22 protein-coding genes are annotated in these 26,653 nt (G+C 72.4%); 10 read left to right on the forward strand and 12 right to left on the reverse strand.

Going from position 1 to position 26,653, the window contains the following annotated elements; genetic code table 11:
* Nucleotides 1–3 precede the first annotated feature (3 nt).
* Together QI554_RS06780 and QI554_RS06785 are read right to left on the reverse strand one after the other, a co-directional pair.
* Nucleotides 4–2,073 carry a beta-galactosidase gene (locus QI554_RS06780; RefSeq protein ID WP_281467430.1) on the reverse strand — a complete coding sequence of 690 codons (2,070 nt, stop codon included), beginning with the start codon at nucleotides 2,071–2,073 and terminating at the stop codon, nucleotides 4–6.
* A gap of 125 nt (nucleotides 2,074–2,198) precedes the next feature.
* Nucleotides 2,199–3,200 (reverse strand): LacI family DNA-binding transcriptional regulator, encoded by a 1,002-nt coding sequence (locus tag QI554_RS06785; protein WP_425527929.1) that lies wholly within the window; start codon nucleotides 3,198–3,200, stop codon nucleotides 2,199–2,201.
* 441 nt (nucleotides 3,201–3,641) lie between these two features.
* On the opposite strand from QI554_RS06785, the gene QI554_RS06790 reads away from it, so the two are divergent.
* The 5 genes from QI554_RS06790 (at nucleotide 3,642) to QI554_RS06810 (ending at nucleotide 9,404) form a co-directional block, all read left to right on the forward strand.
* Complete coding sequence (locus tag QI554_RS06790; RefSeq protein ID WP_281466968.1) at nucleotides 3,642–4,526, forward strand: carbohydrate ABC transporter permease; 885 nt, start codon at nucleotides 3,642–3,644, stop codon at nucleotides 4,524–4,526.
* Nucleotides 4,523–5,485 carry a carbohydrate ABC transporter permease gene (locus QI554_RS06795; protein ID WP_425527926.1) on the forward strand — a complete coding sequence of 321 codons (963 nt, stop codon included), beginning with the start codon at nucleotides 4,523–4,525 and terminating at the stop codon, nucleotides 5,483–5,485. The genes QI554_RS06790 and QI554_RS06795 overlap by 4 nt, the downstream gene beginning before the upstream one ends.
* A gap of 253 nt (nucleotides 5,486–5,738) precedes the next feature.
* A complete protein-coding gene (locus QI554_RS06800; RefSeq protein ID WP_281466970.1) occupies nucleotides 5,739–7,094 on the forward strand; it encodes an ABC transporter substrate-binding protein in 1,356 nt (451 codons plus the stop codon).
* 206 nt (nucleotides 7,095–7,300) lie between these two features.
* Nucleotides 7,301–8,842 carry a glycoside hydrolase family 31 protein gene (locus QI554_RS06805; RefSeq protein WP_281466972.1) on the forward strand — a complete coding sequence of 514 codons (1,542 nt, stop codon included), beginning with the start codon at nucleotides 7,301–7,303 and terminating at the stop codon, nucleotides 8,840–8,842.
* Nucleotides 8,843–8,879: 37 nt separating this feature from the next.
* Nucleotides 8,880–9,404, forward strand: a complete 525-nt coding sequence (locus tag QI554_RS06810; protein WP_281466974.1) for a hypothetical protein — start codon at nucleotides 8,880–8,882, stop codon at nucleotides 9,402–9,404.
* 225 nt (nucleotides 9,405–9,629) lie between these two features.
* Here the strand turns inward: QI554_RS06810 and QI554_RS06815 are convergent, their stop codons facing one another.
* Nucleotides 9,630–10,493: a TIGR03620 family F420-dependent LLM class oxidoreductase gene (locus QI554_RS06815; RefSeq protein ID WP_281466994.1), complete on the reverse strand. Its 864-nt coding sequence runs from the start codon at nucleotides 10,491–10,493 to the stop codon at nucleotides 9,630–9,632.
* A 104-nt stretch (nucleotides 10,494–10,597) separates the two neighbouring features.
* On the opposite strand from QI554_RS06815, the gene QI554_RS06820 reads away from it, so the two are divergent.
* Nucleotides 10,598–11,185, forward strand: coding sequence for a TetR/AcrR family transcriptional regulator (locus QI554_RS06820; protein WP_281466996.1), 588 nt, complete (start codon nucleotides 10,598–10,600; stop codon nucleotides 11,183–11,185).
* A gap of 61 nt (nucleotides 11,186–11,246) precedes the next feature.
* On the forward strand, nucleotides 11,247–13,223 hold the full coding sequence (locus QI554_RS06825; protein ID WP_281466998.1) for a hypothetical protein: 1,977 nt from the start codon (nucleotides 11,247–11,249) through the stop codon (nucleotides 13,221–13,223).
* 66 nt (nucleotides 13,224–13,289) lie between these two features.
* On the opposite strand, the gene QI554_RS06830 is transcribed toward QI554_RS06825, so the two are convergent.
* From QI554_RS06830 to QI554_RS06845, 4 genes are all read right to left on the reverse strand, one after another.
* On the reverse strand, nucleotides 13,290–14,345 hold the full coding sequence (locus tag QI554_RS06830; RefSeq protein ID WP_425527930.1) for a cytochrome c oxidase assembly protein: 1,056 nt from the start codon (nucleotides 14,343–14,345) through the stop codon (nucleotides 13,290–13,292).
* A 380-nt stretch (nucleotides 14,346–14,725) separates the two neighbouring features.
* On the reverse strand, nucleotides 14,726–16,414 hold the full coding sequence (locus tag QI554_RS06835; protein WP_281467000.1) for a solute symporter family protein: 1,689 nt from the start codon (nucleotides 16,412–16,414) through the stop codon (nucleotides 14,726–14,728).
* The gene (locus tag QI554_RS06840; protein WP_281467003.1) at nucleotides 16,411–16,788 is read right to left on the reverse strand and encodes a DUF485 domain-containing protein; all 378 of its coding nucleotides are present in this window, start codon (nucleotides 16,786–16,788) and stop codon (nucleotides 16,411–16,413) included. The genes QI554_RS06835 and QI554_RS06840 overlap by 4 nt, the downstream gene beginning before the upstream one ends.
* A 186-nt stretch (nucleotides 16,789–16,974) precedes the next feature.
* On the reverse strand, nucleotides 16,975–17,886 hold the full coding sequence (locus tag QI554_RS06845; protein WP_281467004.1) for a class I fructose-bisphosphate aldolase: 912 nt from the start codon (nucleotides 17,884–17,886) through the stop codon (nucleotides 16,975–16,977).
* Nucleotides 17,887–18,086: 200 nt separating this feature from the next.
* Between QI554_RS06845 and QI554_RS06850 the strand changes: the two genes are divergently transcribed.
* On the forward strand, nucleotides 18,087–18,737 hold the full coding sequence (locus QI554_RS06850) for a VOC family protein (protein ID WP_281467006.1): 651 nt from the start codon (nucleotides 18,087–18,089) through the stop codon (nucleotides 18,735–18,737).
* A gap of 36 nt (nucleotides 18,738–18,773) precedes the next feature.
* Here QI554_RS06850 and lnt read toward each other — a convergent pair whose 3' ends face one another.
* Together lnt and QI554_RS06860 are read right to left on the reverse strand one after the other, a co-directional pair.
* Complete coding sequence (gene lnt / locus QI554_RS06855; protein ID WP_281467007.1) at nucleotides 18,774–20,468, reverse strand: apolipoprotein N-acyltransferase; 1,695 nt, start codon at nucleotides 20,466–20,468, stop codon at nucleotides 18,774–18,776.
* Nucleotides 20,469–20,513: 45 nt separating this feature from the next.
* On the reverse strand, nucleotides 20,514–22,259 hold the full coding sequence (locus QI554_RS06860) for a GMC oxidoreductase (protein WP_281467009.1): 1,746 nt from the start codon (nucleotides 22,257–22,259) through the stop codon (nucleotides 20,514–20,516).
* 284 nt (nucleotides 22,260–22,543) lie between these two features.
* On the opposite strand from QI554_RS06860, the gene QI554_RS06865 reads away from it, so the two are divergent.
* On the forward strand, nucleotides 22,544–23,569 hold the full coding sequence (locus QI554_RS06865; RefSeq protein ID WP_281467011.1) for a terpene synthase family protein: 1,026 nt from the start codon (nucleotides 22,544–22,546) through the stop codon (nucleotides 23,567–23,569).
* Between the two features lie 93 nt (nucleotides 23,570–23,662).
* On the opposite strand, the gene QI554_RS06870 is transcribed toward QI554_RS06865, so the two are convergent.
* Nucleotides 23,663–24,751: a PP2C family protein-serine/threonine phosphatase gene (locus tag QI554_RS06870; RefSeq protein ID WP_281467013.1), complete on the reverse strand. Its 1,089-nt coding sequence runs from the start codon at nucleotides 24,749–24,751 to the stop codon at nucleotides 23,663–23,665.
* Nucleotides 24,752–24,918: 167 nt separating this feature from the next.
* On the opposite strand from QI554_RS06870, the gene QI554_RS06875 reads away from it, so the two are divergent.
* Nucleotides 24,919–25,884 (forward strand): slipin family protein, encoded by a 966-nt coding sequence (locus tag QI554_RS06875; protein WP_281467015.1) that lies wholly within the window; start codon nucleotides 24,919–24,921, stop codon nucleotides 25,882–25,884.
* Here the strand turns inward: QI554_RS06875 and QI554_RS06880 are convergent.
* Complete coding sequence (locus tag QI554_RS06880) at nucleotides 25,864–26,187, reverse strand: hypothetical protein (protein WP_281467017.1); 324 nt, start codon at nucleotides 26,185–26,187, stop codon at nucleotides 25,864–25,866. The genes QI554_RS06875 and QI554_RS06880 overlap by 21 nt on opposite strands.
* Nucleotides 26,188–26,345: 158 nt before the next feature.
* Nucleotides 26,346–26,561, reverse strand: a complete 216-nt coding sequence (locus QI554_RS06885) for a chaplin (RefSeq protein ID WP_281467435.1) — start codon at nucleotides 26,559–26,561, stop codon at nucleotides 26,346–26,348.
* Nucleotides 26,562–26,653 lie beyond the last annotated feature (92 nt).

The raw sequence follows: 26,653 nt of genomic DNA on the forward strand, positions 1-26,653 counted from the left end.
GGGTCAGTCCCGGGCCGCGGGGGCCGCGTCGTCCGGACGCGGGCCGCCGAGGTGCGGGCTGCCGAGCACCGCGACGCCGCGCGGTTCCAGCGCGACGCGGCGGACCTCGGGCCGGTCGGCGGCCAACAGGTCGGCCCGGGGTTCGGGCAGGTCGACGTCGTGGGCGGTGTCGCCGTGGTTGAGCAGGACGAGGACGTCGTAGCCGTCCCCGCGGCGCAGTGCCGCCTCGACGCCGGCGGGCAGTCCGGGGAGCACGGGCGCGGCACCGGACTCGGCGACGGCGCGGGCGACGAGCGCGCCCAGGTCGGCGGGGTGCGGGCGGGTGGCCACGTAGCGGGCGGTGCCGCCGCCGAACGTGTGCACGGTGGCGGCGGGCCTGCCCTCCCAGTCGGGCCCGGCGAAGAGGAGTTCGGGGCGGGCGCCGGCGAGCACGACGTCCTCGCGCCACAACGACCCGTCGCCGGCGAGGGGTTCGCCGTCGGCGGCACGCAGCGCGACGGACTCGCCCTCCGCCGTCGGCCAGAACTCCTCGACGTGCAGGCCGAGCGCCTTGCCGAGCGGCGCCGGGTAGCCGCCGAGATGCACGCGGTCGTGCTCGTCGACGATGCCGGTGAAGAAGGACACGACGAGGTGGCCACCCGCGGCGACGAAGTCGACGACGCGACCGGCGTGTTCCTCGGACAGGAGGTAGAGGCCGGGCAGCACGACGAGCTTGTAGCCGGACAGGTCGGCCGAGGGGTGCACGACGTCGATGCCGACGCCGGCCTCGAACAGTGCCCCGTAGTAGTCGAGGACCTGCTCGATGCAGCGCACGCCCTCGGAGGGGTGCGAGTCGAGTTCGAGCGCCCACCAGCTGTTCCAGTCGAACAGCACGGCGACCTCGTTGCGGGTGTGCGTGCCGGCCAGTTCGGGGACGGCGGCCAGTTCGCGGCCGAGCGCCCGCACTTCGCGGTGCACGCGAGTGTCGGCGCCGCCGTGCGGCACCATCCCGGAGTGGAACTTCTCGGCTCCGCCGCGCGACTGCCGCCACTGGAAGTACATGACGGCGTCGGCGCCGTGCGCGACCGCCTGCCAGCTCCACAGGCGCATCTGGCCGGGTGCCTTCCCGCCGTTGCGGGAGCGCCAGTTGACGGCGGACGGGGCCTGCTCGGTCAGCAGCCAGGGCGCGCCGTCGACGGCGCCGCGCAGCGCGTCGTACGAGAGCGCCGCGCCGATGTGGGCGTGCTTCTCGTGCGGGTCGGGGTAGCTGTCGAAGGCGACGGCGTCCATGTGCGGCGCCCAGTCGTACACGTCGACGGTCTTGTGCCCGGCGAGGAAGTTCGTGGTGACCGGCACGTCGGGGGTGACGCGGCGCAGGACGTCGCGCTCGACTTCGAAGCAGGCGCGCAGCGCTTCGCTGCTGAACCGCTTGAAGTCCAGCTGCTGCGACGGGTTGGGGTAGGTGGGTGCGGCGCGCGGCGGCAGGACCTGGTCGAACGCGGCGTAGCGCTGCGACCAGAAGTCGGTGGACCATGCGGCGTTGAGGGCGTCGATGTCGCCCGCGTAGCGCTCGTGCAGCCAGCGCCGGAAGTCGGCGGCGGAGACGTCGCAGAAGCACTCGGCGACGTGGATGCCGTACTCGTTGCCGATGTGCCACAGGCCGAGCGCGGGGTGGTCGCGGTAGTGCGTCGCGAGGGCCTCGACGAGGCGGGCGGCGCGGTCGCGGTAGACCGGGCTGGACGGGCAGAAGTGCTGGCGGCCGCCCGGCGAGAGCACGGTGCCGTCGGCGGTCACGGGCAGGATCTCGGGGTGCTCGTGGCCGAGCCACGGCGGCGGGGACGCGGTCATGGTGGCCAGGTCGGCGGTGACGCCGTGCGCGGCGAGCCCGTCCATGACCTCGTCGAAGAAGGTGAAGTCGTAGGCGTCGCGGGCGGGTTCGACGCGGGCCCAGGCGAACACGCCGAGGTTGACCATGTTGACCTTGGCGTCGGCCATCAGGCGCAGGTCTTCCGCGCGGGTGGCGGCGTCCCACTGCTCGGGGTTGTAGTCGCCGCCGAACGCGAGGCCGCCGAGGCGGGAGCGGAGGACGCGCATGCGCTCGGCGGACTGGGTGTCGCGGGTGGTGGTCACGTGGTGGTCCCTCGGGGCGGGTGCGCAGGGCGCGGCGGCAGGTGGGCGCGGCCGCGCGCCGGCGGGTGCGGTACGGGTCGGGAAGGCGTTCAGGCGCGCGGGGGCGCGGTACTTCCGCGCACCACCAGTCGCGGTGCGACGGAGACGGCCGCGGCGCCGCGCGGGGCGGTTCCCTCGGCGGGGGCCGACTCCATCTGGTCGAGGAGCAGCGCGACGCTCTGCCGGCCGATCTCCTCGAAGTCCTGGTTGACGGTGGTCAGCGGGGGCAGGAAGTAGGCCGACTCGGCGAGGTTGTCGAAGCCGACCACGCTGACGTCGTCCGGCACCGGGCGGCCGGCCTCGTGCAGGGCGCGGAGCAGTCCGAGCGCCATCTGGTCGTTGGCGGCGAACACCGCCGTCACGTCCGGGCGTTCGGCGATCTGGCGGCCGATGAGGTAGCCGCTCTCGGCACTCCAGTCGCCGTAGTCGACCGGCGGAGTAAGGCGCCCAGCGTCCTTGAGGGTGCGGTGCCACGCCTCGGCGCGGCGCCGTGCGGGGTAGGAGTCCTGCGGCCCGGCCAGGTGCGCGACCGTGTGGTGGCCGAGGTCGAGCAGGTGCGTAACGGCCGCCCGGACGCCTTCGGCGTCGTCGGAGCCGACCGCCGGGTAGCGGTGCCGGTCGTCGCGGTCGACGACCACGATCGGCAGGTCGCTGCGCAGCCGCAGCGCGGCGGTGTCCAGCATCTGGGGCTCGTTGACGATGATGCCGTCGACCGCCTGGGTGCTGAGCCGGTCGAACGCCTCGCGCACCGCCTGCTCGCTGTGCGACCGCACGGCGACGACGCTGACCGAGTAGTCCGTGTCCTGCACCGCCGAGACGACGGACTCCAGGACGCGCGCGTTGCCGTGCGCCCTCAGGTCGAACGTCACGACGCCGATCATCCGGAACCGGCCGGTGGCCAGGGCGCGGGCCGCGGTGTTGGGCCGGTACCCGAGCATCTTCATCGCGCTGAGCACCCGCTCGCGGGTGGCCTCGTCGACGTTGCTGCGGTTGTTGGCCACGCGGGAGACGGTCTGCCCCGACACCCCGGCCAACGCGGCGACGTCCGCCATGGACGGGGGCCGGGCACGCGCCGCGGCCGACGCGCCGGGCGTTGCGCCCGCGCGCCGCTTCCCGTCCTGTGCCATGCGCTGATCCTCTCACCCGCGGCACCCGGTGCGGGCGCCGACGGCCGCCATGTTTACGCAAACATGCCGATGGGTCAACAGTCGCCGCACAAATCGGTCACAGCCCGGCGCAACGTGCACACGGAACCAGCCTTGCGGGAAGCGTTCTCCGCCTAACACCCCACTAAACACGGACATTGCACGCGAATAACAAAACCGGCAAGTCGCCTATTGACACCCCGGTAACGTCCGGGAACACTCTCGGAGCGCGCCGCCATGTTGGCGCTAACATCAACCGCCCCCAACCCCGCGGACCACCGGAGGGCCTTCCGTGAGATTCGAGCGAGCCGTGGGCCGCGACCGCGTCCCGCACCGCCGGAGCCCGCGGTGAGGCGCGGCGCCGTCCGGCGCAACGTCACCGCACACGCGTTCTTCCTGCCGTTCCTGGCGGTCTTCGTCATCGGCGTCATCGCGCCGCTGGTCTACGCGATCAACCTGAGCCTCTATCAGGAGAAGATGATCGGCGGGACCGTCTTCACCGGCCTCGACAACTACACGAAGGCCTTCAAGGACGAGCTGTTCCACGTCGGCCTCGGCCGCGTGGCACTGTTCTTCGCGATCCAGGTCCCGCTGATGCTGATCCTCGCGCTGCTCGCGGCGCTGGCCATCGACAGCGGACGGCTGCGCGCGCCAGGCGTGTTCCGCATCGGCATCTTCATGCCGTACGCGGTGCCGGGCGTCGTCGCGGCCCTGATGTGGGGCTACCTGTACGGCGACCGCTTCGGCCTGGCCGGCGAGATCGGCGACCTGTTCCACACCGAACTGCCCGACCTGCTGTCCGAGCACTGGATGCTGGCGTCGATCGGCAACGTCGTCACCTGGTCGTACGTCGGCTACAACATGCTGATCTTCTACGCGGCACTGCGCTCGATACCCGAAGAGCTGTACGAGGCCGCCGAGATGGACGGCGCGGGCGCGTTCCGCAAGGCCTGGAGCATCAAACTCCCGGCGCTGCGGCCCGCGTTGCTGATGACCACCACGTTCTCGGTGATCGGCACCTTCCAGCTGTTCAACGAGCCGAGCATCCTGCAGCAGCTGGCGCCCGCGGTCATCACGACCAACTACACGCCCAACATGTACGCGTACAACCTCGCGTTCGACGGCCGGCAGTTCAACTACTCGGCCGCCATCGCGGTCCTGCTCGGCCTGGTGACGGTGCTGGTCGCGTACGCGGTCCAGCTGGTGACGACGCGAAGGGAGCGCATGCTGTGACCGCGACCACCGCGGGCCCCGTCCCGGGGCCGGCGAACCCGGCCGACCCGGACGGAACCACCCCCGCACGCCGCCCCCTCCGCCGCGCGCCCCGCCGGGCCGCACGCCGCAAGGGCAAGTCCACCGCGCTGACCGTCGCGATGGGCCTGATGCTCGTCTACACCGTCCTGCCGCTGGTGTGGCTGTTCATCAGCGCGACCAAGTCGAACCAGACGCTCTTCGACTCACCGGGCCTGTGGTTCGGCGACGGGTTCCACCTGTTCGACAACATCCACGACGTCTTCACGTACCAGGACGGCATCTACCTGACCTGGTTCGGCAACACCCTGCTGTACTCGGTGGTCGGTGCCGGCGGCGCGGCGATCATCGCGACGATGGGCGGCTACGCCCTGGCGAAGTACGACTTCGTCGGCCGGCGCGTGCTGTTCGCGCTCGTCATCGGCGCGATCTCCATCCCGGCGAGCGCGCTCGCGGTACCCACCTACCTGCTGTTCAGCGAGATGGGCATCGTCAACACCCCGTGGGCGGTCCTCCTGCCCTCGCTGGCCAGCCCGTTCGGCCTGTACTTGATGCGGGTGTACGCGGCCGACGCGGTGCCCGACTCGATGCTCGAGGCCGCGCGCATCGACGGCGCGGGCGAGGTGCGGATCTTCTTCACCATCGCGCTGCGGCTGCTCGCGCCCGGGTTCGTCACCGTGCTGCTGTTCACGCTCGTCGCGACGTGGAACAACTACTTCCTGCCGCTGATCGTGCTCAACGACCCCGACCTGTTCCCGCTCACCGTCGGCCTGCACCAGTGGGACTCGTTCGCGCACGGCGGCAGCGGTGCCGGCGACACCCCGATCCTGCCGCTGGTGCTCACGGGGAGCCTGCTCGCGATCGTCCCGCTGATCATCGCGTTCCTGTTCCTGCAGCGCTTCTGGCAGTCCGGGCTGGCGGCCGGCGGCGTCAAGCAGTAGCCGCCGCGCCCCCTGCTGTACCGGTCCACACCGGGCCGCATCGATCCACACCGGACCCGTCGATCCACACCGGTCCGCCCCTGTTCCGCGCGGCGGCCGCGCCCCGGTGGGCCCCCGCGCCGGCGCCCCCAGCCCCCCCCCGGGCCCCCGCGCGGGCCGGCGGGCCCCCCCGCCCCTCGCGCCCCCCCCCCCGTCTCCACCTGCCCCGCCCGTGTCCACCGTCCTGTCCAACCCTGCCCCTGGAGTGCCCGAAATGCACAGAATCTCCGCCGGTCGCGGCGTCGCCCGCGCGCTCACCGCGACGACCGCCGCCGCGCTCGCCCTGTCCCTCGCCGCGTGCGGCGGCGGCTCGGGCGGCGGCTCGAAGGACGACGGCAAGAAGGCCGACCCCGCCGCCGTGCAGGGCGCGCTGGACAAGCCGGCCGAGATCACCTTCTGGACCTGGGTCCCGAACATCGACAAGACCGTCGCCCTGTTCGAGAAGAAGCACCCGAACGTCAAGGTGCACGTCACCAACGTCGGCCAGTCCAAGGACCAGTACACGAAGCTGACGACCGCCCTCAAGGCCGGCAACGGCGCCCCGGACGTCGCGCAGATCGAGTACTTCGCGCTGCCGCAGTTCGCGCTCACCAAGTCGCTGGTCAACCTCGCCGACTACGGCGCCGCGGACCTCAAGGACAAGTTCGCCGCCTCCGCCTGGTCGCAGGTCAACGTCGCCGGCGGCATCTACGGCGTCCCCCAGGACACCGGGCCGATGGCGATGTTCTACCGCAAGGACGTGCTGGAGAAGCTCGGCGCGACCCCGCCCAAGACCTGGGAGGAGTTCACCGCGCTCGCCAAGAAGGTGCACGACGCCGACCCGAACAACTACGTCACGTACGTCGACCCGGGCGACGCCGGCACCTCGAACAGCATGGTCTGGGACTTCGGCGGCAAGCCGTACACCGTCTCCGGCACCACCGACGTCACGGTCAACCTGAAGGACGACGCCGGCGCCAAGGCGTACGCCAACACGTGGGGCCCGCTGATCAAGGACAAGCTCGTCGACTCCACCGGCAGCTGGAACGACGAGTGGTGGAAGTCGATGGCGGCCGGCAAGTACGCGCTGTGGATGGCCGGCGCCTGGGCGCCCGCCGTCCTCGAGAAGAACATCCCGCAGGCCAAGGGCCAGTGGGCCGTCGCGCCGATGCCGGGCGGGGTCAGCGCCGAGAACGGCGGCTCGTCGGTCGCGGTCACCACGCAGGCCAAGAACAAGGAGGCGTCGGTCGCCTTCGCCGAGTGGCTCAACTCCGACCCGGAGGCGGTCAAGTCGCTCAACTCCGAGGTCGGCCTGTTCCCGGCCACCAAGGCGCTGCTCGAGGACCCGGGCTTCCGCGGCGCGGACGTGCCGTACTTCCCCGGCCAGAAGCCCAACGAGGTCTTCGCCGACATGTCGAAGGCCGTGCGCCCCGAGTGGCAGTACCTGCCGTTCCAGGTGTACGCGAACAGCGTGTTCAAGGACACCGTCGGCCAGGCGCTCCAGCCGGGCGGCGACCTGACGGGCGCGCTGGGCTCGTGGCAGGACCGCATCAAGTCGTACGGCAAGGAGCAGGGCTTCACCATCAAGTAGCCCGGCTCGGCGGCCGGCACCTACCGCCGAGCCGTCCTTCGCACCACCGTTGAACCGCCGTTGAACCGCCGTTGAACCGCCGCGCCCGCCCGGATCCGCCGGCGGGCGCGGCCCCGGCCGGGGCGGCGCGTGGACGCCGTCCCGGCCCACGCGCCGCCCCACCAGCACGTTTCCGCGACGTCCCCCGCCGAGGAGAAGACCGCACGATGCCCACGCTCACCCTCCCCCTCCTCGACGGCGAACGCTGGTGGGGCGGCGCGGTCGCCGACGGCCGCAACATGCCCTTCCCGGACGGGTATTCGTTCGACCTGCGGGACGTGATGGCCAACCAGGGCATGCCGCTGCTGGTCTCCAGCCGCGGGCGCTGGGTGCACAGCACGCGCACGTTCACCTTCACCATCGGCTCCGGCGTGCTGACCGCGACGCCCCACGAGTCCGACGCCGTCATCTCCCACGGCGAGGGCTTCGGCGACCTGCGCGGCGCGTACCGCGACGCGATGCGCGAGCACTACCCCGCGACCGGCACGATGCCCGACGAACTGCTGTTCTCCGCACCGCAGTACAACCTGTGGATCGAGACCGTCTTCGAGCCCTCGCAGGACAAGGTGCTGGCCTACGCGGAACGGCTGGTCGCCGAGGGCTTCCCGCCCGGCGTCATCATGATCGACGACCGGTGGAGCGTCGACTACGGCGACTGGACCTTCCACCCCGGGCGCTTCCCCGACCCCAAGGGGATGATCGCGCGGCTGCACGAGCTCGGCTTCAAGGTCATGCTGTGGCTGGTGCCGTACGTGACCCCCGACTCGCCCACCGCGCGCCGCCTCAACGACGCCGGTCTGCTCGTCCGCGAATCCGAGTCCCACGAGCACGCGTTCGGCGGACGCATGAAGGTCGGCTGGTGGTGGAACGGCTGGAGCGCCGCCCTCGACCTCCTCAACCCCGACACGACCGCGTGGCTCAACACGCACCTGACCATGCTGCGCGACGAACTCGGCGTGGACGGCTTCAAGTTCGACGGCGGCGACGCCCCGTGGTGGCGCCAGCTCGGCTGCGCCGACCCGGAGGCGTACACGCACGCCTGGAACCGCTTCGGACTCGGCTGGCCGCTCAACGAGTTCCGCGACTCCTGGCGCGCGGCCGGCCTCCCGCTCGCCCAGCGGCAGCAGGACAAGTACCACCAGTGGGAAGGGCAGTTCGGGCTGGAGAGCCTCATCCCCAACGCCCTCGCGCAGGCGGTCACCGGTCACGCGTTCACCTGCCCCGACATGATCGGCGGCGGCGAGTTCCGCTTCGTGCCGAGCGAGGACGGCGAGGGCTTCGACCCGGAGCTCTTCGTCCGCTACGCCCAGGTCGCGGCCCTGTTCCCGATGATGCAGTTCTCCGCGGCCCCGTGGCGCGTCCTGCACGACCCGGCCCACCTCGACGCCGTCCGCAAAGCCGCCCTCCTGCACGCCAGGTTCGCCCCGGAGATCCTCGCCCTGGCCACCGAGTCCGCCCGCACCGGCGACCCGGTCCAGCGCCCGCTCGAATGGGCCCACCCGGGCCAGGGTTACGCCGACGTCCACGACCAGTTCATGCTCGGCGACGACCTCATGGTCGCCCCGGTCGTGACCAAGGGCGCCACCTCCCGCCCGGTCGCGATTCCCCCGGGCGCCTGGCGGGCCGACGACGGCACCGCGTACGAGGGCCCGGCGGTTGTCGAGATCGACGCCCCGCTGACCCGCCTGCCGTGGTTCCGCCGCGCCTGACAGGCGGCCGCGCGGGCGCGTTCGGCATCATGGCGGCGTGACGGAACACGGGTTTGAGACGTTGAGCGGTGTCGAACTTGCCGACGAGCTGTGGCGCAGGAGGGAAGGGCCCGACGAGGACTGCGTCGTGTTCGGGGACGGGTCCCTGTCCCTGGTGCTCTCGTGCTGGCACCAGGGCGACGACTCGGTCGACGGTTACCTCGAGGCCGACCGGGGGCACCTGAAGGAGACCCTCCACGCCACGGGGTGGACCGTGCCGGAGTGGCTTCCCCTCGACAGCGGGACGGCGCCGTACACGCTCGACCGCTTCCGCGCCTACGGCGGCGAGTCCAGCCACGGCAGCAACGGCTGGGTCGCCCTGGTCAGGGTCGACGAGGACGGTGGCGAGTCGCTCGAGTGGCTGATGGTCTCGTGGGACTCCAACCCCTTCGGCCGGGTCGTCCTGGACGAGACGTCGCTGACCGCCACCAGCACCAGCGGATGGGTCTGGACGTTCCCCCGCGGCAACCCGCGCGAGGTCGTCATGACCCGGGACCCCGACTACCCGGCGCCGTTGCGCTAGCGGACGGACGGGTCCAGCCCCCGCCACCGGTACCGGCCCGCATGCTTCTTCCGTCGTCGCAGGAACGATCGAGCGGTGAGCAAGTGCGGGTCCGGTCCCCGGAGGCGGCAGGCTGGTGGTGCACGACGAGTGGGACCGAGGACCACACGCGCTTGCCGCAACCCAACGGCAGGACCCCGCAGTCTGCGGCCAAGGGGCGTGCGAACGCAAGCCCCTGTCACCCCGTCACCACAACGTGCCTGCCAGCAGGCGCCACGCCTGCCCCGTCGCCCCCATCACGTGCAGGCTGACGTGGTCGGCGCCGGCCTCCAGGTGGGCGTGCACGCGCTCGGCGACGCGCGCCGCCGGGCCGTGGGCGACGAGTGCGTCGACGAGGCGGTCGCCGAGGGCGTCGGGGTCGTCGTGGCCGAGGTCCTTGAGCAGCGCGCGGCGGTTCGGGAGGGCGGACGCGGCGGCTCCGCGTGCCGCGTCGGCGGTCTCCGTGCGGTCGCGGCCGAGCACGCAGATCTGGGTGACGGCCAGCAGCGCGTCCGGCCCGAGGATCGCGCGCGCGGCGCGGGTGTGCTCGACCGGCATGCCCAACACCGTCGCGCCCCAGGCCCGTTCGGCGGCGAGGGCGAGCATCGCCGGGTCGAGGGCGTTGAGCACGCGGTGCGGTGAGGAGGGCTGCGAGGCCGGGCCGAACGGGGCGGCGTCGAGTGCGTCGAGGTAGCCGGACATGGCGTGCACGGGCGGCTCGTAGCCGTGGCCGCGGACGCCGTCCACCAGGCTCGGGTGGCTCTCCCACAGGCCGAGCAGGAACCGCCCCGGATAGGCCTCGTCGAGCGTGCGCTGCGCGGCGGCCGCGGTGACGGCGTCGCGGGCGTAGATGTCGGTCATGCCCGCGGCGACGGTGATGCCTCGCGTGGCGGCCAGCAGGATCGCCGCCTGGGCGACCGCCTCGCGGCCGGTCGTCTCGGGGAACCACAGTGCCCCGTACCCGAGTTCCTCGACGAGCGAGGCGGCTGCGCGCAGTTCGGCGACGGGACGGCTGTCGAGTTCGCCGGCCCAGACGCCGACGCGTCCGAGCCGCGGGCGTGGCTGATCCATGTGCCGCCTTCCGTGCGGACGACAAGTGGGGGCCTCCCCCACTTCACCGGCGCGTTAGGCTATCCGGAGGACCACCCCACTTGGCAAGCCGTCAGGAGACGCCCGTGCCCGCAGCACCCGCCGCCCCCGGACGGCCGCTCCGCGCCGACGCGCAACGCAACCGCGACCGCATCGTCGCGGCGGCCGGGGCCGCGGTCGCACGCGACGGCGCCGACGTCTCGCTGGAGGAGGTCGCGCGCGCGGCACAGGTCGGATCCGCCACGCTGCACCGGCACTTCCCGTCCCGCCAGGCGCTCCTCGAAGCGGTGTTCAAGGACCGGGTGGCGGCACTGTGCGACCGCGCCCACGACCTCACCGAGGAGCGGGACGCCGGCGAGGCACTCACGTCCTGGCTGCACGCGGTCGGCCGGCACGCGGTGGCCAACCGCGGCCTCGCCGCCGCGCTCGTCCACGGCGCGCACGGCGCAGGCGACCCGACGTGGGGCGAGACCTGCCACGCGATGATCACCGCCGCGGGCGGCGAACTCCTCGCCCGCGCCCGCGCCGCACGCGCGGTGCGCGAGGACGTGACGATCGTCGAACTGCTCACGCTGGTCAGCGCCATCTGCCTCGCCACCGAGGACACGGCGGACGGCGCGGCCGACACGGAGCGGCTGTTGGGGCTGGCGCTGGACGGCGTACGGCCTCGTTAGGGACGGCCGGCATGCCGGCGGCCCCGGGAACCCCACGCCGTCCTCGGCCGTCCCCTCTCCTGTGACCCAGCAGGCCGATGCCGAAGTCCGGGCGTTCCGGGCGCTCGTCGAAATGATGCCCCGGCACGTCGTCGTCCCCGTCATCGACCGGGCGTTCGGCGGCGCCGTGCCCGGGACGGACGTCCCCGAGGGCGGGCTGCTCCCCGGAGCGCTGGTCGAGGCGGTCGTCGCCCACGGCCGCGGCGAGCACCTCGCCGCGGTGGCCCGGCTCCGCACACCCGTCCAACACTCGACCGTCTGGCCGGCCGACCGCCCCCGCCACCTGCGGCGCCTGGCGCTGCACCGCATCGCGGAACGCGTCGCCGCCGACCCGGCGCACGCCGACGTCGCCCGTGCCGTGTACGTCGACAGGGAGGCCGCACCGCGGACCCGGCGCCTGCTGGCCCGCGGTGTCCACGCCCCGGCATTCGTCGAACACCTCCACGATTCCGTCTCCGTAGACCTCGTCCGGCCCCTGCTCGCCACCGGCGACCACCGCATCGCGCTGCGCCTCGTCGAGGCCTCCAAGCACGAGGTCACCGACCACGAGAAGGCCCGCGCGATCCTGCTGCTCCTGGGCGGCTCGAACGAAGGCGTCGCGGCACTCCGGGCCGCCCCCGTGTCCCACGGCAGCCTGCGCCGCCCGATCCGGCGCCGCCTCGACGTCCTCCTCGGCCGTCGGGCCGGCGACCCCGACGAGGCCCTCGCCGTACTGCGGCAGTACAGCACCCTGCTCGACTCCCCCGGCGCTCGCTTCGCCCTGGTGCGCAGCCATCCCCGCCACGTCCGCATGGCCCTGCACGCCCCGGTCGCGGACGACCCGCACGACACGGAGCTGATACGGCGTCACCGCACACGGCCGCTGGCGGGCGCCGTCTGCAGGAGCCTGATCCTCGAGGAGCTCTGCCCGCCCGCGACGGTCCTCGCACTCCTGCGCAACGCCCCGGACACCCCGGCCGAGTTCGGCCAGGGCAAGGCCCACTTCGGGCAGTTCGCCCAGTGGCTTCTCGACAGCGAGCTGGTCACACCCGCCGAGCTCCTCCTGCACAGCGCGCCTGTGCGTCTGCTGGCGCTGCTCAGCCCCGGCAGCAGCAGCGCTAAGGAGCAGCACGTCGGCGTCCTGCACCGGCTGCTCTCCGGCGCCACGGCAGCGCAGCTGGTCGCCGCCGCACGCGACACGGGCACGCGCACCCTCGCGGAGCTCCTCACCGCGGAGGGCCCCGGATCCGGGCAGCCCGAACCCGCGGCCGACCCCGCGCTGCTGCAACTGCTGCTCGCACTCTCCGAGCCCGCCCGCGTCGCCGACACCCTGACCCTGCTCACCCCCGACGAGGCCGTGGACCTGGGCCGCCGCCACACGGCACGGCCCGAGGCCGCCCTCGCGGTCACACGGACCGCCGAGCGGCGGAGGCCGCCGGTCGCGGTCGCCGCACAGGACGACGCGCCGCGGCCCTGGGTCTCGGCGGTCGACCGCCCGCCGGGCGCATGGTTCGTGAAACCGCACGAAAACGTCGACTGGGACGAGCTCACGTCCCATCTGCGGTCCGGCGGAGCGTTCGATGCGCACACCGCGAGGTCGCTGCTCGTCCACCCGGACGTCCCCGAAGCCGCGGCCCGCCTGCTGTTGAAGTACTACCGGTCCCGGCCGGAGGTCTCACCGCAGTGGCCGTACCCGACACTGCGCGCGGCGCTGCGGCGGCCGGCCGCGCTGTACCACTCGGAGGACGCGGCCCGCCTGTGGTTTCCCCGCCCGCTGGCCGAGCTGGTCGACACCGGCCGGGTCAGCGCCGCCGACGTCGTCCAGCTGGTGGCCCCGGCCCGGCTCGCGGCCGTCCGCGAGGGCCCGGCCTCGACCGCCGTGGCCACCGCGGCACGCGAGCACCTCGGCCCCGCGGCCGACGACGTCGAGGTCTGGGTCGTGGCGCTCAACCTGCACCAGGAGTTCGCCGGCACGCTGGCCGAGCTGTTCACCACCGCGGCGACCGCCGTCCGCGGCTGAGCCGAGCCCCGGACGCGGCGAGGCCCCGGGAGCTGTGCTCCCGGGGCCGCACCGCGATTCCACATGTCAGGTGGCAGGCTGCCGGTCCTCCGACACCGCCACCGCCTGTTCGCCGTCAGCCGCAGATGCGGCGTCGACCGCCTCGTCCCCGGACTCAGGCTCCGACTCCGCCGACACGGCGGCCGCCGCGGGGCCTCCCGCCAGCCGCGCCAGATAGGCGTTGTACGCGTCCAGCTCCTTGTCACCGTCCCGGTCCGCCTGGCGGTCCTTGCGGCGCGCGAGGCGTTCCTCCGAGCTCATCCACTGCGAGAAGATCACCAGCAGCACGAGCACGGTCGGCACCTCGCCGAACGCCCAGGCGATCGCGCCGCCGACCTGCTGGTCGTTCAACGTGTCGACGTTCCACGACGCCGGCGGCGTGGCGAACGAGTTCACGAACAGCGACGACGACATCATCACCGCGACGCCGAAGAACGCGTGGAACGGCATGCCCGCGAACAGCTCGAGCATCTTGATGACGTAGCCGGTCTTCCGCGGCGCCGGGTCGATGCCCATGATCGGCCAGAAGAACAGCAGGCCGACCGCCAGGAAGTGGATCATCATCCACCGGTGGCCCCACATGTTGCCCATCGCGGCGTCGAGCAGCGGCGTGAAGTACAGGACGTACAGGCTCGCGATGAACAGCGGCAGCGTCACCAGCGGCGACGACATGAACGCCGAGAACCGGCTGTGCAGGACCGCCAGCAGCACCTCACGCGGCCCTCGCTTGCCCCGCCCCGCCGGCCGCAGCGCGCGCAGCGCGAGCGTGATCGGCGCGCCGAGCAGCAGCAGGATCGGCGACAGCATGCTCAGGATCATGTGCTGGATCATGTGGATGCTGAACAGCGCCGTGCCGTACGCCGCGAGCCCGGTCGAGGTCGCGAACACCACCGTCGCCACGCCCGCGAGCCAGCTGATCAGCCGGCCGATCGGCCACTTGTCCCCACGTCTGCGCAGCCGCCACACCGCCGCGCAGTACAGCAGCACCGCCGCGATGCTGCCGGCGACGAACAGCGGCTCGGGGTGCCAGCCGAACATCTTCGCGATCGTCGGCTTGCCGAGCACGGCGGCCATACCGGCCATGCCGCTGAGCGCCTCGCCACCCTGGCCGGAATGTCCGCCATGCCCCGATCCGTGCAGGTCGGTCTGGCTGTCCCCGAGCATCAGTGCGCCGAGAAAGAGGGCGATCCCGAGAGCGATCAACGCGACGGCCCGGAAGGCACCGGGTCCCGGGGTACGCGGAGGTGATGGAGCCATGGCATCCACTGTGACCTACCACGCTCGGTAACCGGCCACCGGGTCGCGCTCTTGACAAAGAGTTGCCCGCCCTTTCGCTCTTTCCAGCGAAGGAGACCGGGCCGCGCCGGCTCGGCCGGTCCTGAAGCGGGCGGAAAGCGAAGGTGCGCCGCCGTCGGGTGTTTGCGAGTGACTCGACGGCGGCGCGGCTCTTCGGGTGGGGCCCGTCAGTGGGCTCCGGCGCCGGTGAGGGCGCGGACTTCGAGTTCCTCGAAGGCCTGGTCGTCGGCGTCGGTGCGGCGGCGGGAGGTGAGGATCGTGCCTGCCGCGGCGCAGATGAAGCCGACCGGGATGGAGATCAGGCCCGGGTTCTCCAGCGGGATCGGGGCGACCTTGGTGCAGGACAGCAGCGCGGTGGCGTTGCCGACGTGCTTGTTCTTGGCGTCGACGCCGCACTTGTCGGCCTGGGCCGCGGTGAGGGTGACGGCCGGCTTGGTGTCGCTGGCGCCGCCCCACACGATCGGGGAGAGCGACACGACGACGATCGCCGAGACCAGGCCGCCGAAGACGCCGGCGACGGCGCCCGCCTTGGTGAACCGCTTCCAGAACAGCGAGAACACGATCGCGGGGAGGTTCGCGGACGCCGCGATGGCGAACGCGAGGGCGACGAGGAACGCCACGTTGAGCTCGCGGGCGAACACCGACAGGGCGATCGCGACGCCGCCGATGACGATCGCGGCGATCTTGGCGACCTTGACCTCGCCCGCGTCGGTGGTGCGGCCGCGCCGGAAGACGCCGGCCCACAGGTCGTGGGCGAACGACGACGAGGACGCCAGGGTGAGGCCCGCGACCACGGCCAGGATCGTCGCGAACGCGACCGCCGCGATGAAGGCCAGCATGACGGCGCCGCCGTTGGTGCCCGGTCCGCCGCCGAGGTACTCGGCGAGGCGGGTGGCCGCGGTGTTGCCCGACGGGTCGGCGGTCTTGATCGTCTTGCTGCCGACCAGTGCCGCCGCGCCGAAGCCGATGACGAGCGTCATCAGGTAGAACGTGCCGATGATGGCGATCGCCCAGTTCACCGACTTCCGCGCGGACTTGGCGTCCGGCACGGTGTAGAACCGCACGAGGATGTGCGGCAGCGCCGCGGTGCCCAGGACGAGCGCGATGCCGAGGCTGATCAGGTCGAGCTTCGACCAGCCGTCGGTGGCCCCGTACTTGAGGCCCGGCTGCAGGAACCCGTCGCCCTTGCCGGACTGGTGGGCGGCCGCGCCCAACAGGTCGGAGATGTTGAAGTGGAACTTCGCGAGCACCCACACCGTCATGACGCACGCGCCGATCATCAGCAGCACGGCCTTGACGATCTGCACCCACGTGGTGCCCTTCATGCCGCCGACCGTCACGTAGAAGATCATCAGCGCGCCGACGGCGACGATCGTCCAGATCCGGGACGCGTCCGACGAGACGCCGAGCAGCAGCGAGATGACGGACGCCGCGCCGACCATCTGCGCGATCAGGTAGAAGATCGACACGACGATGGTCGAGATGCCCGCCGCGACCCGCACCTGCGGTGAGCGCAGCCGCTCGGAGATCGCGTCGGCCATGGTGAAACGGCCGCTGTTGCGAAGCGGTTCGGCGACCAGCAGCAGCGCGACGATCCACGCCACCAGGAACCCGATCGAGTACAGGAAGCCGTCGTAGCCCGACAGCGCGAGGATGCCCGCGATGCCGAGGAACGACGCGGCCGACATGTAGTCGCCGCCGATCGCGACGCCGTTCTGCAGCGGCGAGAACGACCGGCCGCCCGCGTAGAAGTCGGCGGCGCTGCGGGTCCGCCGGCCCGCGACGACCGTGATCGCGAGGGTCACCACGATGAACACGGTGAACAGCGCGATGGTGAGGGTCTTGTGGTCGGTCACTTCGCGGCCTCCGCGCGGAGTTCGGCGGACAGCGGGTCGAGGCGGCGGGCCGCGTAGCGCGAGTACACCCAGGCGGTCAGGAACGTCGCGGCGAACTGCCCGAGTCCGAACACCAGCGCGACGTTGACGTTGCCGACGACCTTGTGCGCCATGAAGTCCCGTGCGTACGCGCACAGCAGGACGTACAGCAGGTACCAGGCCAGGAAGATCGCCGTGACCGGGAAGACGAACCACCGGAAGCGGTGCTTGAGTTCGCGGAACCGCGGGTCCGCGTGCAGGACGGCGGCCGGGGTTCCGGACGCCGCCTCCGCGGCACGGGATGCGGCCGCGGCGGCGTTGACGGCGGTCTGCGCCGCCGAGGGGTTGGCGGTCATCGGCGGTGCTCCGAGGACACGCGGGGACGAATGGAGGTCATTGCTGGAGGGTCTCCTGAATACATGCGGAGAAATAAGGCTGTTGTCAGCCAGACAGCCCAACGATCGCGAGCGGTGATAAACACGCATTGAACGGCCGATTGACGCTCACGGGGAAGCCGCCGGAAGGCTGACGGGGTGCGGCCTTCAGGACACCGAGACCAGGTGCCGCAGCCGTGGCCGGTCGGGGATGAACGGGTCGTGCACGACGCCCGCGAGCTCGCGCACGGCCTGCCCGACCAGCGGCCCGGCGAGCGCCCGCGCGTCCACGGCGAGCCCGGCGCACGACGTCGCCAGCACGGCCCGCGCGAACCCCGGAAGGTCGACGCCGCCCACCGGGGTGCCCGCCGCGATGACCGGAACGGGGCTGTTCGCGACGACCTCGACCATCCGGTACAGCGGCACCGGCAACGACGTGGCGACCAGGTCCGCACCCAGGTCGGCGGCGATCGTCACGACCCGCGACAGCGTCTCGACCGACCGCGGGTCGGCGATCCGCGGGCCGCGCGCGTGCGCCGCGACGAGCAGCGGCATGCTCCAGTCCCGGCACTCCTCGGCGACCGCCGCCGCGTCGCGCAGTTGCGCGAGCTCGCCGTCCGAGCCGAAGTTGACGTGCACGCTGACCGCGTCGGCGCCCAGCCGCAACGCGTCGGTCACACCGCCGACCAGCACCTGCCGGGCGTCGGCGTGCGCGTCGTACGGCAGCCCGGAGCTGAGGTGGACGACCAGCGCGCAGCGCCCGAACAGGTCCGGGGCCAGCAGCCGGGTGCGCCCCTTGGGCACGATCAGCGCGTCGGCGCCCGCGTCGACCGCGGCGTGCGCGGCCAGCAGGAACCCGTCGACGTCGAGGGCGGGAGCGGAAACGGAGGGGGAGACAGCGGAGCCCGCGACACCCGCCCGCCCCCCGGTCCCGGATCCCCCGCCGGCCCCAGGAACCGGTGCCGACGCCGACGCCCCGCCCTCGTCGGCCGTCCGCACCATCAGGTAGCGCCCGTTGCCCGCGCCGGACAGACGGGACATCCGCACCGCCTTGCCCGAACCCTCGTACGGGTAATGCATCTCCTACACCCTCTTCAGTTGGTCCCCGTGACGTGCTGCCGCCGGCAGCGTCGCGGCACCCGTTAAACAGCCGCTGAACGCGCAGGCCAGCGGGGTGACGGGGGACGATTCGACCACGGGCGACAGCCGGGCGTCCCTCGATCGGGGGGTTCCGCCAAGCCGGGTGGTTGGGCCCGCACGCCCTGGGAAGGAGCCGCGGCATGCGACTCGACCACGTCTCCTACGCCGTGTCCCCCGGTGAGTTCGTCTCCACCGTCGGGCGGCTCGGCTCGATGCTCGGCGCCCCGTTCCAGGACGGCGGCGTGCACCCGCGCTTCGGCACCCGCAACTTCGTCCTGCCGCTGGCCGGCGGCACCTATGTGGAGGTCGTGACGCCGCTCGACCACCCGGCGACCGACTCGGCGCCGTTCGGCCGCGCCGTCAAGCGCCGCGCCGAGCTGGGCGGCGGCTGGCTGGGCTGGGTCGCGCGGGTCGACGACATCGCGCCGGTCGAGGAGCGGCTCGGCCGCGCGGCGACCGACGGGCACCGGGTGCGCCCGGACCGCTACGACCTCAAGTGGCGGCAGATCGGCGTGCTCGACCTGATGGACGACCCGCAGCTGCCGTACATCGTGCAGTGGCTCGACATGGCGCAGCACCCGTCGGTCGACGTCCGCACGGCGGTGCGCATCCGCAAGCTGGCGATCGTGGGGTCGCCGGAGACGGTGTCGGAGTGGCTCGGCGAGCCCGCGGAGCACCCGCTCGACGACGTCGACGTGGACTGGACGCCGCCCGGCGAGGACGAGGACATCGACGCGGGGCTGACCGCGGTGTTCTTCGAGACCGACGACGGGATCGTGCGGATCGACTGACCTGCCGCACCGGCCGGGGCCGGTCCGGCGGCGCGGTCAGGCCTCGGGACCGGTCGCTTTCCGGCTGACCCGCCGGGTCACGCGCGCCGCGACCGCGGGCCACCGCACGCCGCTGAGCACCGCGTAGGCCGCGACCAGGCAGACCGCCAGCTCGGGCCAGTACCCGACCCGGTCGGCGAGCGTCGTGCCGTCCCGCAGCGGGACCGTCTTGACGATCACGGCCGGTTCCCACAGCCCGCTCTTGGCCAGCACCGTTCCGTCGGGCGCGATGACCGCGCTGATGCCGACCGTGGAGGCGACAACGGCGGCCCGGTTGTGCTCCACGGCGCGGATTCGGGCCATGTCCAGCTGCTGCTTGCTCTGGCCGAAACTGACGCCTCGCTCGTACGTCGCGTTGTTGGTCTGGATCACCATGAGGTTCGCGCCCGGGGTCACCGAGTCGCGCACGACGCCGTCGTAGCCGACCTCGTAGCAGATCGTGTCGCCCACGACGATCGGTCCGGTCCGGAACAGCACCGGGCCGGCGCCGGGCCGGAAATCGCGCGGGATCAGCTGCAGGTCGCCCAGGCCGCCGAGGACGTCCCGCATCGGGATGTACTCGCCGAACGGCACCAGGTGCTGCTTCGCGTACCACTCGCCGGGCCCCGGCGAGACGGGGTCGTTCGACGGACGCCACATGAGGCCCGAGTTGTACGGCCGGTCGGAGCCGTCCGGGCTGTCGAGGATCGCCCCGACCAGCACCGGCACGCCCAGGTCGTCGACGGCCTCGCGGATGATGCGCCCCAGGTACGGGTCGTGCCGCGGGTCCGAGTCCGTCGCGTTCTCCGGCCACACCACCAGCTGCGGCCGGGGCACCTTGCCCGCGCGGACGTCCGCGGCCAGCTGGTGCGTGACGTTGACGTGGTTCTCGGTGACGTGCTTGACCCGGGTCTGCTCCTCGAGGTTGCGGGCGCGCGGCACGTTGCCCTGCACGGCGGCGACGGTCGCCTCGGGCCCGCCGCCGGTGCGGGACGGCAGCAGCAGCGGCCCCACCGCGACCAGCGCGAGCGCGCCGACCAGGCCCGCGGCGGGCAGCCTGCGCCGTGCGCGCCCCGCGAGCACCAGCCACGCGAGCGCGACCGGCACGAGGACGACAATGAGGCTCAGCCCGGGCGCGCCCGCGACGGTCACCCAGCCGAGTGCCGGCGAGTCGGCCTGGCTGAAGGCGAGCCGCCCCCACGGGAACCCGCCGAGCGGCTGGCGGCCCCGGATCGCCTCGACGGCGATCCACCACGCGGCCACCCACACCGGCCACGCGCGCCGCCGCAGCAGCGCGGGCACGGGCATGGTGAGCAGCCCGAACAGCGCCGACTCGGCGAGCGTGAGCGCGAGGAACGGGGCCCAGCCGAGGTTGGTCAGCCAGAACACGAGCGGGGCGAAGAGCGCGACGCCGAACACGAAGCCGTACCGGAAGGCCTGCTTCGCCGTGCGGCCGTGCAGCGCGACGACGAGCAGCGCGGGCCCGACGAACGCCAGCGGCCACCAGTCGACGGGCTCGAACGACGCGAACAGCAGCAGCCCGCCGAGCACAGCCAGCACGAGCCCGCGCCGACCGGGCGCGAACGGCGTGGTCGCGCCCTCGACGGACGCGGCGGGCGCGGCCGGGCCGGCCGCCTCCGGCACGGCGGTGCCGGGGCCGCCGTCGGCCGGGACCGGGGCGGTCTCGGCCGCGCTCACGCCGTTCGTCGTCATCCGGGTATCTCACCACACGGGGTCAAAGGCACTCCACTACGCCACCTACCCCTTGATCTCCACGATCGGCAGCCTCAGGGCCCCCGGCGCGCTCTCCGGCACCACCGGGCGCCTCGGTTCGACGCACGCGACGCGCTCGTACCCCGCCCCCGGCTCGGGCCGCGGGTCCTTCTCGCCCTTGTTGGGCCACAGCGACATCGCGCGCTCGGCCTGCGCCGTGATGGTCAGGGACGGGTTGACGCCCAGGTTCGCGCTGACCGTCGAGCCGTCCACGACGTGCAGCCCCGGGTGCCCGTACACGCGGTGGTACGGGTCGACCACGCCGCTCTCCGCCGAGTCCCCGATCACACAGCCGCCCAGGATGTGCGCGGTCATCGGCACGTTGAACAGGTCGCCCCACGTGCCGCCGGCCTCGCCGTCGACGCGGTCGGCGAGCTTTTTCATGGCCTCGTGCGCGACCGGGATCCAGTTCGGGTTCGGCTCGCCGTGGCCCTGCTTCGTCGTCAGGCGGCTCTTCCCGAGCCCGAACGGGGCGCGCTTGCGGTACACGGTGAGCGAGTTGTCGAGCGACTGCATGACCAGCGCGATGATCGTCCGCTCGGACCAGTTCCTGATGCTGAGCATCTTGAGCTTGCGCGGGTTCTTGGCGATCTGCTGGAACAGCTGCCGCACACGCGGCCTGTCGCCGTCGGTCAGCAGCGTCTGCATGAGCCCCATCGCGTTGGAGCCCTTGCCGTAGCGCACCGGTTCGATGTGGGTGTTCTCGTCGGGGTGCCACGACGAGGTGATCGCGACGCCGACGTTCGCCTCGACGACGCCGAGCTTCGTGGCGGCCGCCCCGATCAGCGCCTCCGAGTTGGTACGGGTGAGCACGCCGAGGCGCGGCGACAGGCGCGGCAGCGTCCCCTCGTCGACCATGCGGTGCAGCAGCCGCTGCGTTCCGAGCGTGCCGGCGGCGAAGACGACCTGGTCCGCCGTCCAGGTGCGCGCCGTCTTACGACCTGAGTGCACGCCGGTGCGCACCGTCTCGACGGCGTAGCCGCCGCCCGTGAGCGGCCGCACGCGCCGGACCGTGCGCTCGGCGTGGACTTCGGCGCCCGCGCGCTCCGCGAGGTAGAGGTAGTTCTTCAGCAGCGTGTTCTTGGCGCCCACCCGGCAGCCGGTCATGCACGAGCCGCACTCGGTGCACGTGGTGCGCTCCGGGCCCGCCCCGCCGAAGTACGGGTCGGCGACCTTCTGCCCGGGCCGCTCGCCGTCGCGCGGGAACAGCACGCCGACGGGCGCGAGGTGGAACGTGTCGCCCTTGCCCATCTCCTCGGCGACCGCCTTCATGTGTTCGTCGGCGGGCGTCATGTGCGGGTTGGTGACGACGCCGAGCATCCGGCGGGCCTGCCGGTAGAACGGCGACAGCTCGGCCTGCCAGTCGGTGATGTGCCCCCACTGCGGGTCGCGGAAGAACGGGGCGGGCGGCTCGTAGAGCGTGTTGGCGTAGTTCAGCGATCCGCCGCCCACGCCCGCGCCGGCCAGCACGACGACGTCCTTGAGGACGTGGATGCGCTGGATGCCGAACATGCCGAGCTTCGGCGCCCACAGGTACTTGCGCAGGTCCCACGACGTCTTCGGGAGCTCGCCGTCGCTGTAGCGGCGGCCGGCCTCCAGGACGCCGACGCGGTAGCCCTTTTCGGTCAGTCGCAGCGCGCTCACGGAGCCGCCGAAACCGGAGCCGATCACCAGGACGTCGTAGTGGTGCCGGGGCGGCCGGGCGGTGGCCGTGCGCTGCTTGCTCGTCATGACCCGACATTACTGCCGGGTAACCCGACGCGGAAGCCCCTGCCCGCACGGCCCCGGAAATTCAAATCCGGTCACCGGCCCCACGCGGAACTGACGCTATTTTTGGGCTATTTGACGATCAGTCGAAAGAGGGGCCGCCCACGGTAATTCATCGGTATAGGAACCTTGCGGCACACATCACCCGGCGGTAGAGCTGATTCGAGCCGACGGATCGCGGGTTCGGTAACGGCTCGGGTGGGAGCCGGGGCGCGACCGTCGCCGGCTGAGTCGGACGGAGAAGTCCTATGCCGCAGGATGTTCACTTCACCATTCCTTTCACCTCCCGGATCAGTCCGGATCTGGAGGGTGCTCGGGTCCGCAACCTCGACTGGACCTGGTCGCACGACCTGGTCCGCGGCGAGGCGGGCCTGACCGAGTACGCGTCGTGGGACCTGGCCCAGGCCGCCGCGCGCACGTACCCGGAGGCGACCGGAGCCGACCTGGACATGCTGGTCAACTGGTTCGGATTCGCGTTCCTGTTCGACGACCAGTTCGACGCGTCGGGCGACCGGCCGTCACAGGTCTCCGCGGTGGCGCGCGAGATGATCGCCATACCGTTCCGCCCGGCCGGCACGCCGCCGGACGTCGTCTGCCCCGTGACCCTCGCGTGGGCCGAGATCTGGCCGCAGATGTGCGACGGCATGTCGGAGACCTGGCAGAACAGATTCGCGAGCAACTGGGCACGTTTCATGGCCGCCGCGGTGTGCGAGATCCATCTCGCGACGCACCGCACCGTGATGGACCTCGAAGGCTACGCGGCGCTGCGCCAGCACACCGTCGGCCTGCAGCACTCGCTCGACGCCGTCGAGCGGATCGGCCGCTTCGAGGTACCCCCGCACGTACAGGCGCACCCCGTCATGCGCCGGCTCCGGCACACGACGACCGACTGCATCGCCTACATGAACGACGTGCACTCGCTCGACCGTGAGGAGGACCGCGGCGACCAGCACAACCTGGTCACCGTGCTGCAGCGGCACCTGCGCTGCTCCCGGAGCGCCGCCCTCGACGCGGCGATCCGCATGACGTACGACAAGCTCGCCGAGGTCGTCGACCTGCACACGCGCGTGCCGAAGATGTGCGACGAGCTGCAGCTCGACGAGACGGAGCGGTCGGCGGTCGACCGCGCCGTCCAGGGCACCGGTGACTGGATCCGCGGCAACTACGAGTGGGGCCTCAACAGCGGCCGCTACACCGTCGCCGCACCCTCGCGCACCGCGGTGGGCGCCGCGGCGTACCTGGAAGGACTTGGGGAACTGCGCCAGGCGGGCTGAGCCCGCCCGACCACACAACCACACCGGGAGGCACCGGGAAGGGGGATTCGGCAAACCGGCGGGACGGTCGGCCGCGGCGGTCCCGGGTGACCGTCAGGCCGACACCAGCAGCAGCGCGGTGTCGTCGTGCAGGTGACCGCCCACGTGCCGGAGCAGGTCCTCGTGCACGCCCGCGAGGACCCGCTCCGGCGGGCCGCCGTGGTGCCGCGCGAACGCGGCCTCGACCGGGAAGAAGGCGTCCCCGGCGTCGCGCGCCTCGCCCGCGCCGTCGGTGTAGAGCAGCAGCCTGTCGCCGGGCCCGAACGGCAGCGTCTCGGGCTCCAGCGGCGAGAACTCCGCGTCCGGGCCGACCCCGTGCAGCCCGAACGGCAGCTCCTGCTCGCGGCCCAACGCGACGCGCGAGACCCGCCCGTCGCGGGCCAGCAGCGGCGGCTCGTGCCCGTACGCGGCGATCCGCACGCCCCCGCCGGCCGGGAACTCGGCGAGCAGCGCCGTCACGAAGTCCTCGCTGCCCAGGTGGCGGCGCAGGCTGACCTCGACGCGCTCGGCGACGTCGGACAGCTTCGCGTGGTCGTAGGCGGCCTCGCGGAACGCGCCCAGCACCACCGCGGCGGTCTCCACCGCCTCCAGACCCTTGCCGCGCACGTCGCCGAGCAGCAGCCGCACGCCGTACGGCGTGTCCAGGACCTCGTAGAGGTCGCCGCCGATCCGCGCCTCGGCCGCCGCCGCCTGGTAGCGCACGTGCAGCCGCAGGCCGCCCAGCGTCTCGGGGACCGGCCGGAGCACGGCCCGCTGCGCGACCTCGGCGACCGACCTGACCTGCCGGAGCTGCGCGGTGTGCCGGGTGCGGTCGCGGGACGCGACGCAGCCGACCGCGGTGACGACGAGGATCGCCCAGAAGATGCCGATGCTGCGCAGCGGCGCCTCGTGGATCGCGTCCCCTCGGAAGTGCAGGGCCACGCTGACACCGATGGCCAGCGCGCCCGCGGCGAGCGTCCAGCGGGCGCGGTAGGTGAGGGCGACGAGCGCGGGCAGGGCGACCAGCGCGGAGTGCAGGTGGACCTCGTACGGCCCGACCAGGTCGGCGACGACGACGCCGAGCGTGTAGACGGCGGTGAGCGCCAGGATCAGCCACCGGGCCGTGCCCTCCGACGCGCTGCGCCCGGTCGGGGCGGCGGTCACGACGTGGCCTCCTTCACCGCTCCCGAGTGCATCGTCCTCCAGCCTGGGGCCGGACGGCGGGGCCGGGCCAGGGTCGAAGGTCCCGGACCTTAGTGGCGCGCGCCACATCGCCCTACCCTGGGGTTAGCAACAGTCCCGAGCGTCTGTGCGAGCCATCGGAGCCGAGCATGGCCATTCTGATCGTCGTTGTGATCATCGCGCTCATCGTGCTGTTCACGACCGCGCGGGGCGCGCGCGTCATCCAGCAGTACGAGCGCGGCGTCGTGTTCCGCCTGGGCAAGGTGCAGTCCGAGACGCGGCCGCCCGGGCTGACCATGGTCGTGCCGATCCTCGACAAGGTGCGCAAGGTCAACGTGCAGATCATCACGATGCCGGTGCCCGCGCAGGAGGGCATCACGCGCGACAACGTGACGGTGCGCGTCGACGCCGTCGTGTACTTCCGGGTGCGCGAGCCGGTGCGGGCCATCGTCGAGGTGCAGGACTACATGTACGCGATGTCGCAGGTCGCGCAGACGTCGCTGCGGTCCATCATCGGCAAGAGCGACCTGGACGACCTGCTGACCAACCGCGAGCCGCTCAACCAGGGCCTCGCCCTGATGCTCGACTCGCCGGCGGTCGGCTGGGGCATCGAGATCGACCGGGTCGAGCTGAAGGACGTCGCGCTGCCGGAGTCCATGAAGCGGTCGATGTCACGGCAGGCCGAGGCCGAGCGTGAGCGCCGCTCCCGCATCATCACCGCCGACGGCGAGCTGCAGGCCTCCGAGAAGCTGGCCGCGGCCGCGGACGTGATGTCGCAGACCCCGACGGCACTCCAGCTGCGGCTGCTCCAGACGATCGTCGAGGTGTCGGCGGAGAAGAACTCGACGCTGATCCTGCCGTTCCCGGTCGAACTGCTGCGCTACCTCGACCACGCCGCGACCGACATCGCCCGCCGCAACGCCCCGCCGCCGGGCCCGCGGCCGGTGGCCACCCCCGAGGACGAGGGCACGGCCAAGCCCCTCGCCACCTCCGGCGACCCCGTCGCCGCGGTGACCGGCATGGCCGCGAAGCTCGCGGAGGCCGTAGGCCCGGCCCCCGACCCGAAGCCGGGCCCGGAAGAGGCCGAACCCGCGTCAGCCGACGGAACGCCGTGACCCGTTCGCCAACACGGCCCCGGACGACCGCCACGACATCACCGACCACCGCGACGCCGCGGACAACGCCGACGCGAAGCTGAGCCACGACCCGACCGACACCACCGACAACGCCGACCCGATCGACGCGACGGACCCGAACGAACCGATCGACCCGATCGACAGCACGGAGCCGTCCGACCCGATCGACAGCACCGACCCCCGCGACCAGAGCGACAGGATCGAACGCTCCGACCCCACCGACCACTTCGAGGTGGACGGCTCGGTCACGGCAGCGGCGGCAGCGGAAACGGCGGTATCCATCCGCCCATCGTCCCCCATCCCCGCGCGTCCCACCGCCCCACCGCGCCCCACGACCGAACCCCCGCGCGGACCGGCGTTCCCCCGGTCACGCGAACGGCCCCCGCGTCCACGGAAGAAATACGCGGGGGCCGTTCGCTCGGGTCGTCAGACCCGGGTCGTCAGCGGTTCACGCAGACGTTGCCGATCGCCGGGTTGAGGAAGCCGATGACATTGACGGTGTTGCCGCAGATGTTGATCGGCGCGTGGATGGGGACCTGGATCACGTTCCCCGAGAGGACGCCCGGTGAGCCCACCGCCGCGCCGTGCGCCCATGCGTCGGCGGAGGCGGTGCCGGCCGAGAACGCGAGGGCGGCGCCGGCGGCGACGAGGGCGATGGTCGTCTTCTTGACCCAGTGAGTCACGTGTTTCTCCCTGTTCGGGGGACCATGACGCCGCCGTGCGGTCGGCGTCATGATCCACCGTCGGG

The sequence above is a fragment of the Yinghuangia seranimata genome (genome assembly GCF_029953285.1).
Taxonomy (GTDB): Bacteria; Actinomycetota; Actinomycetes; order Streptomycetales; family Streptomycetaceae; genus Yinghuangia; species Yinghuangia seranimata.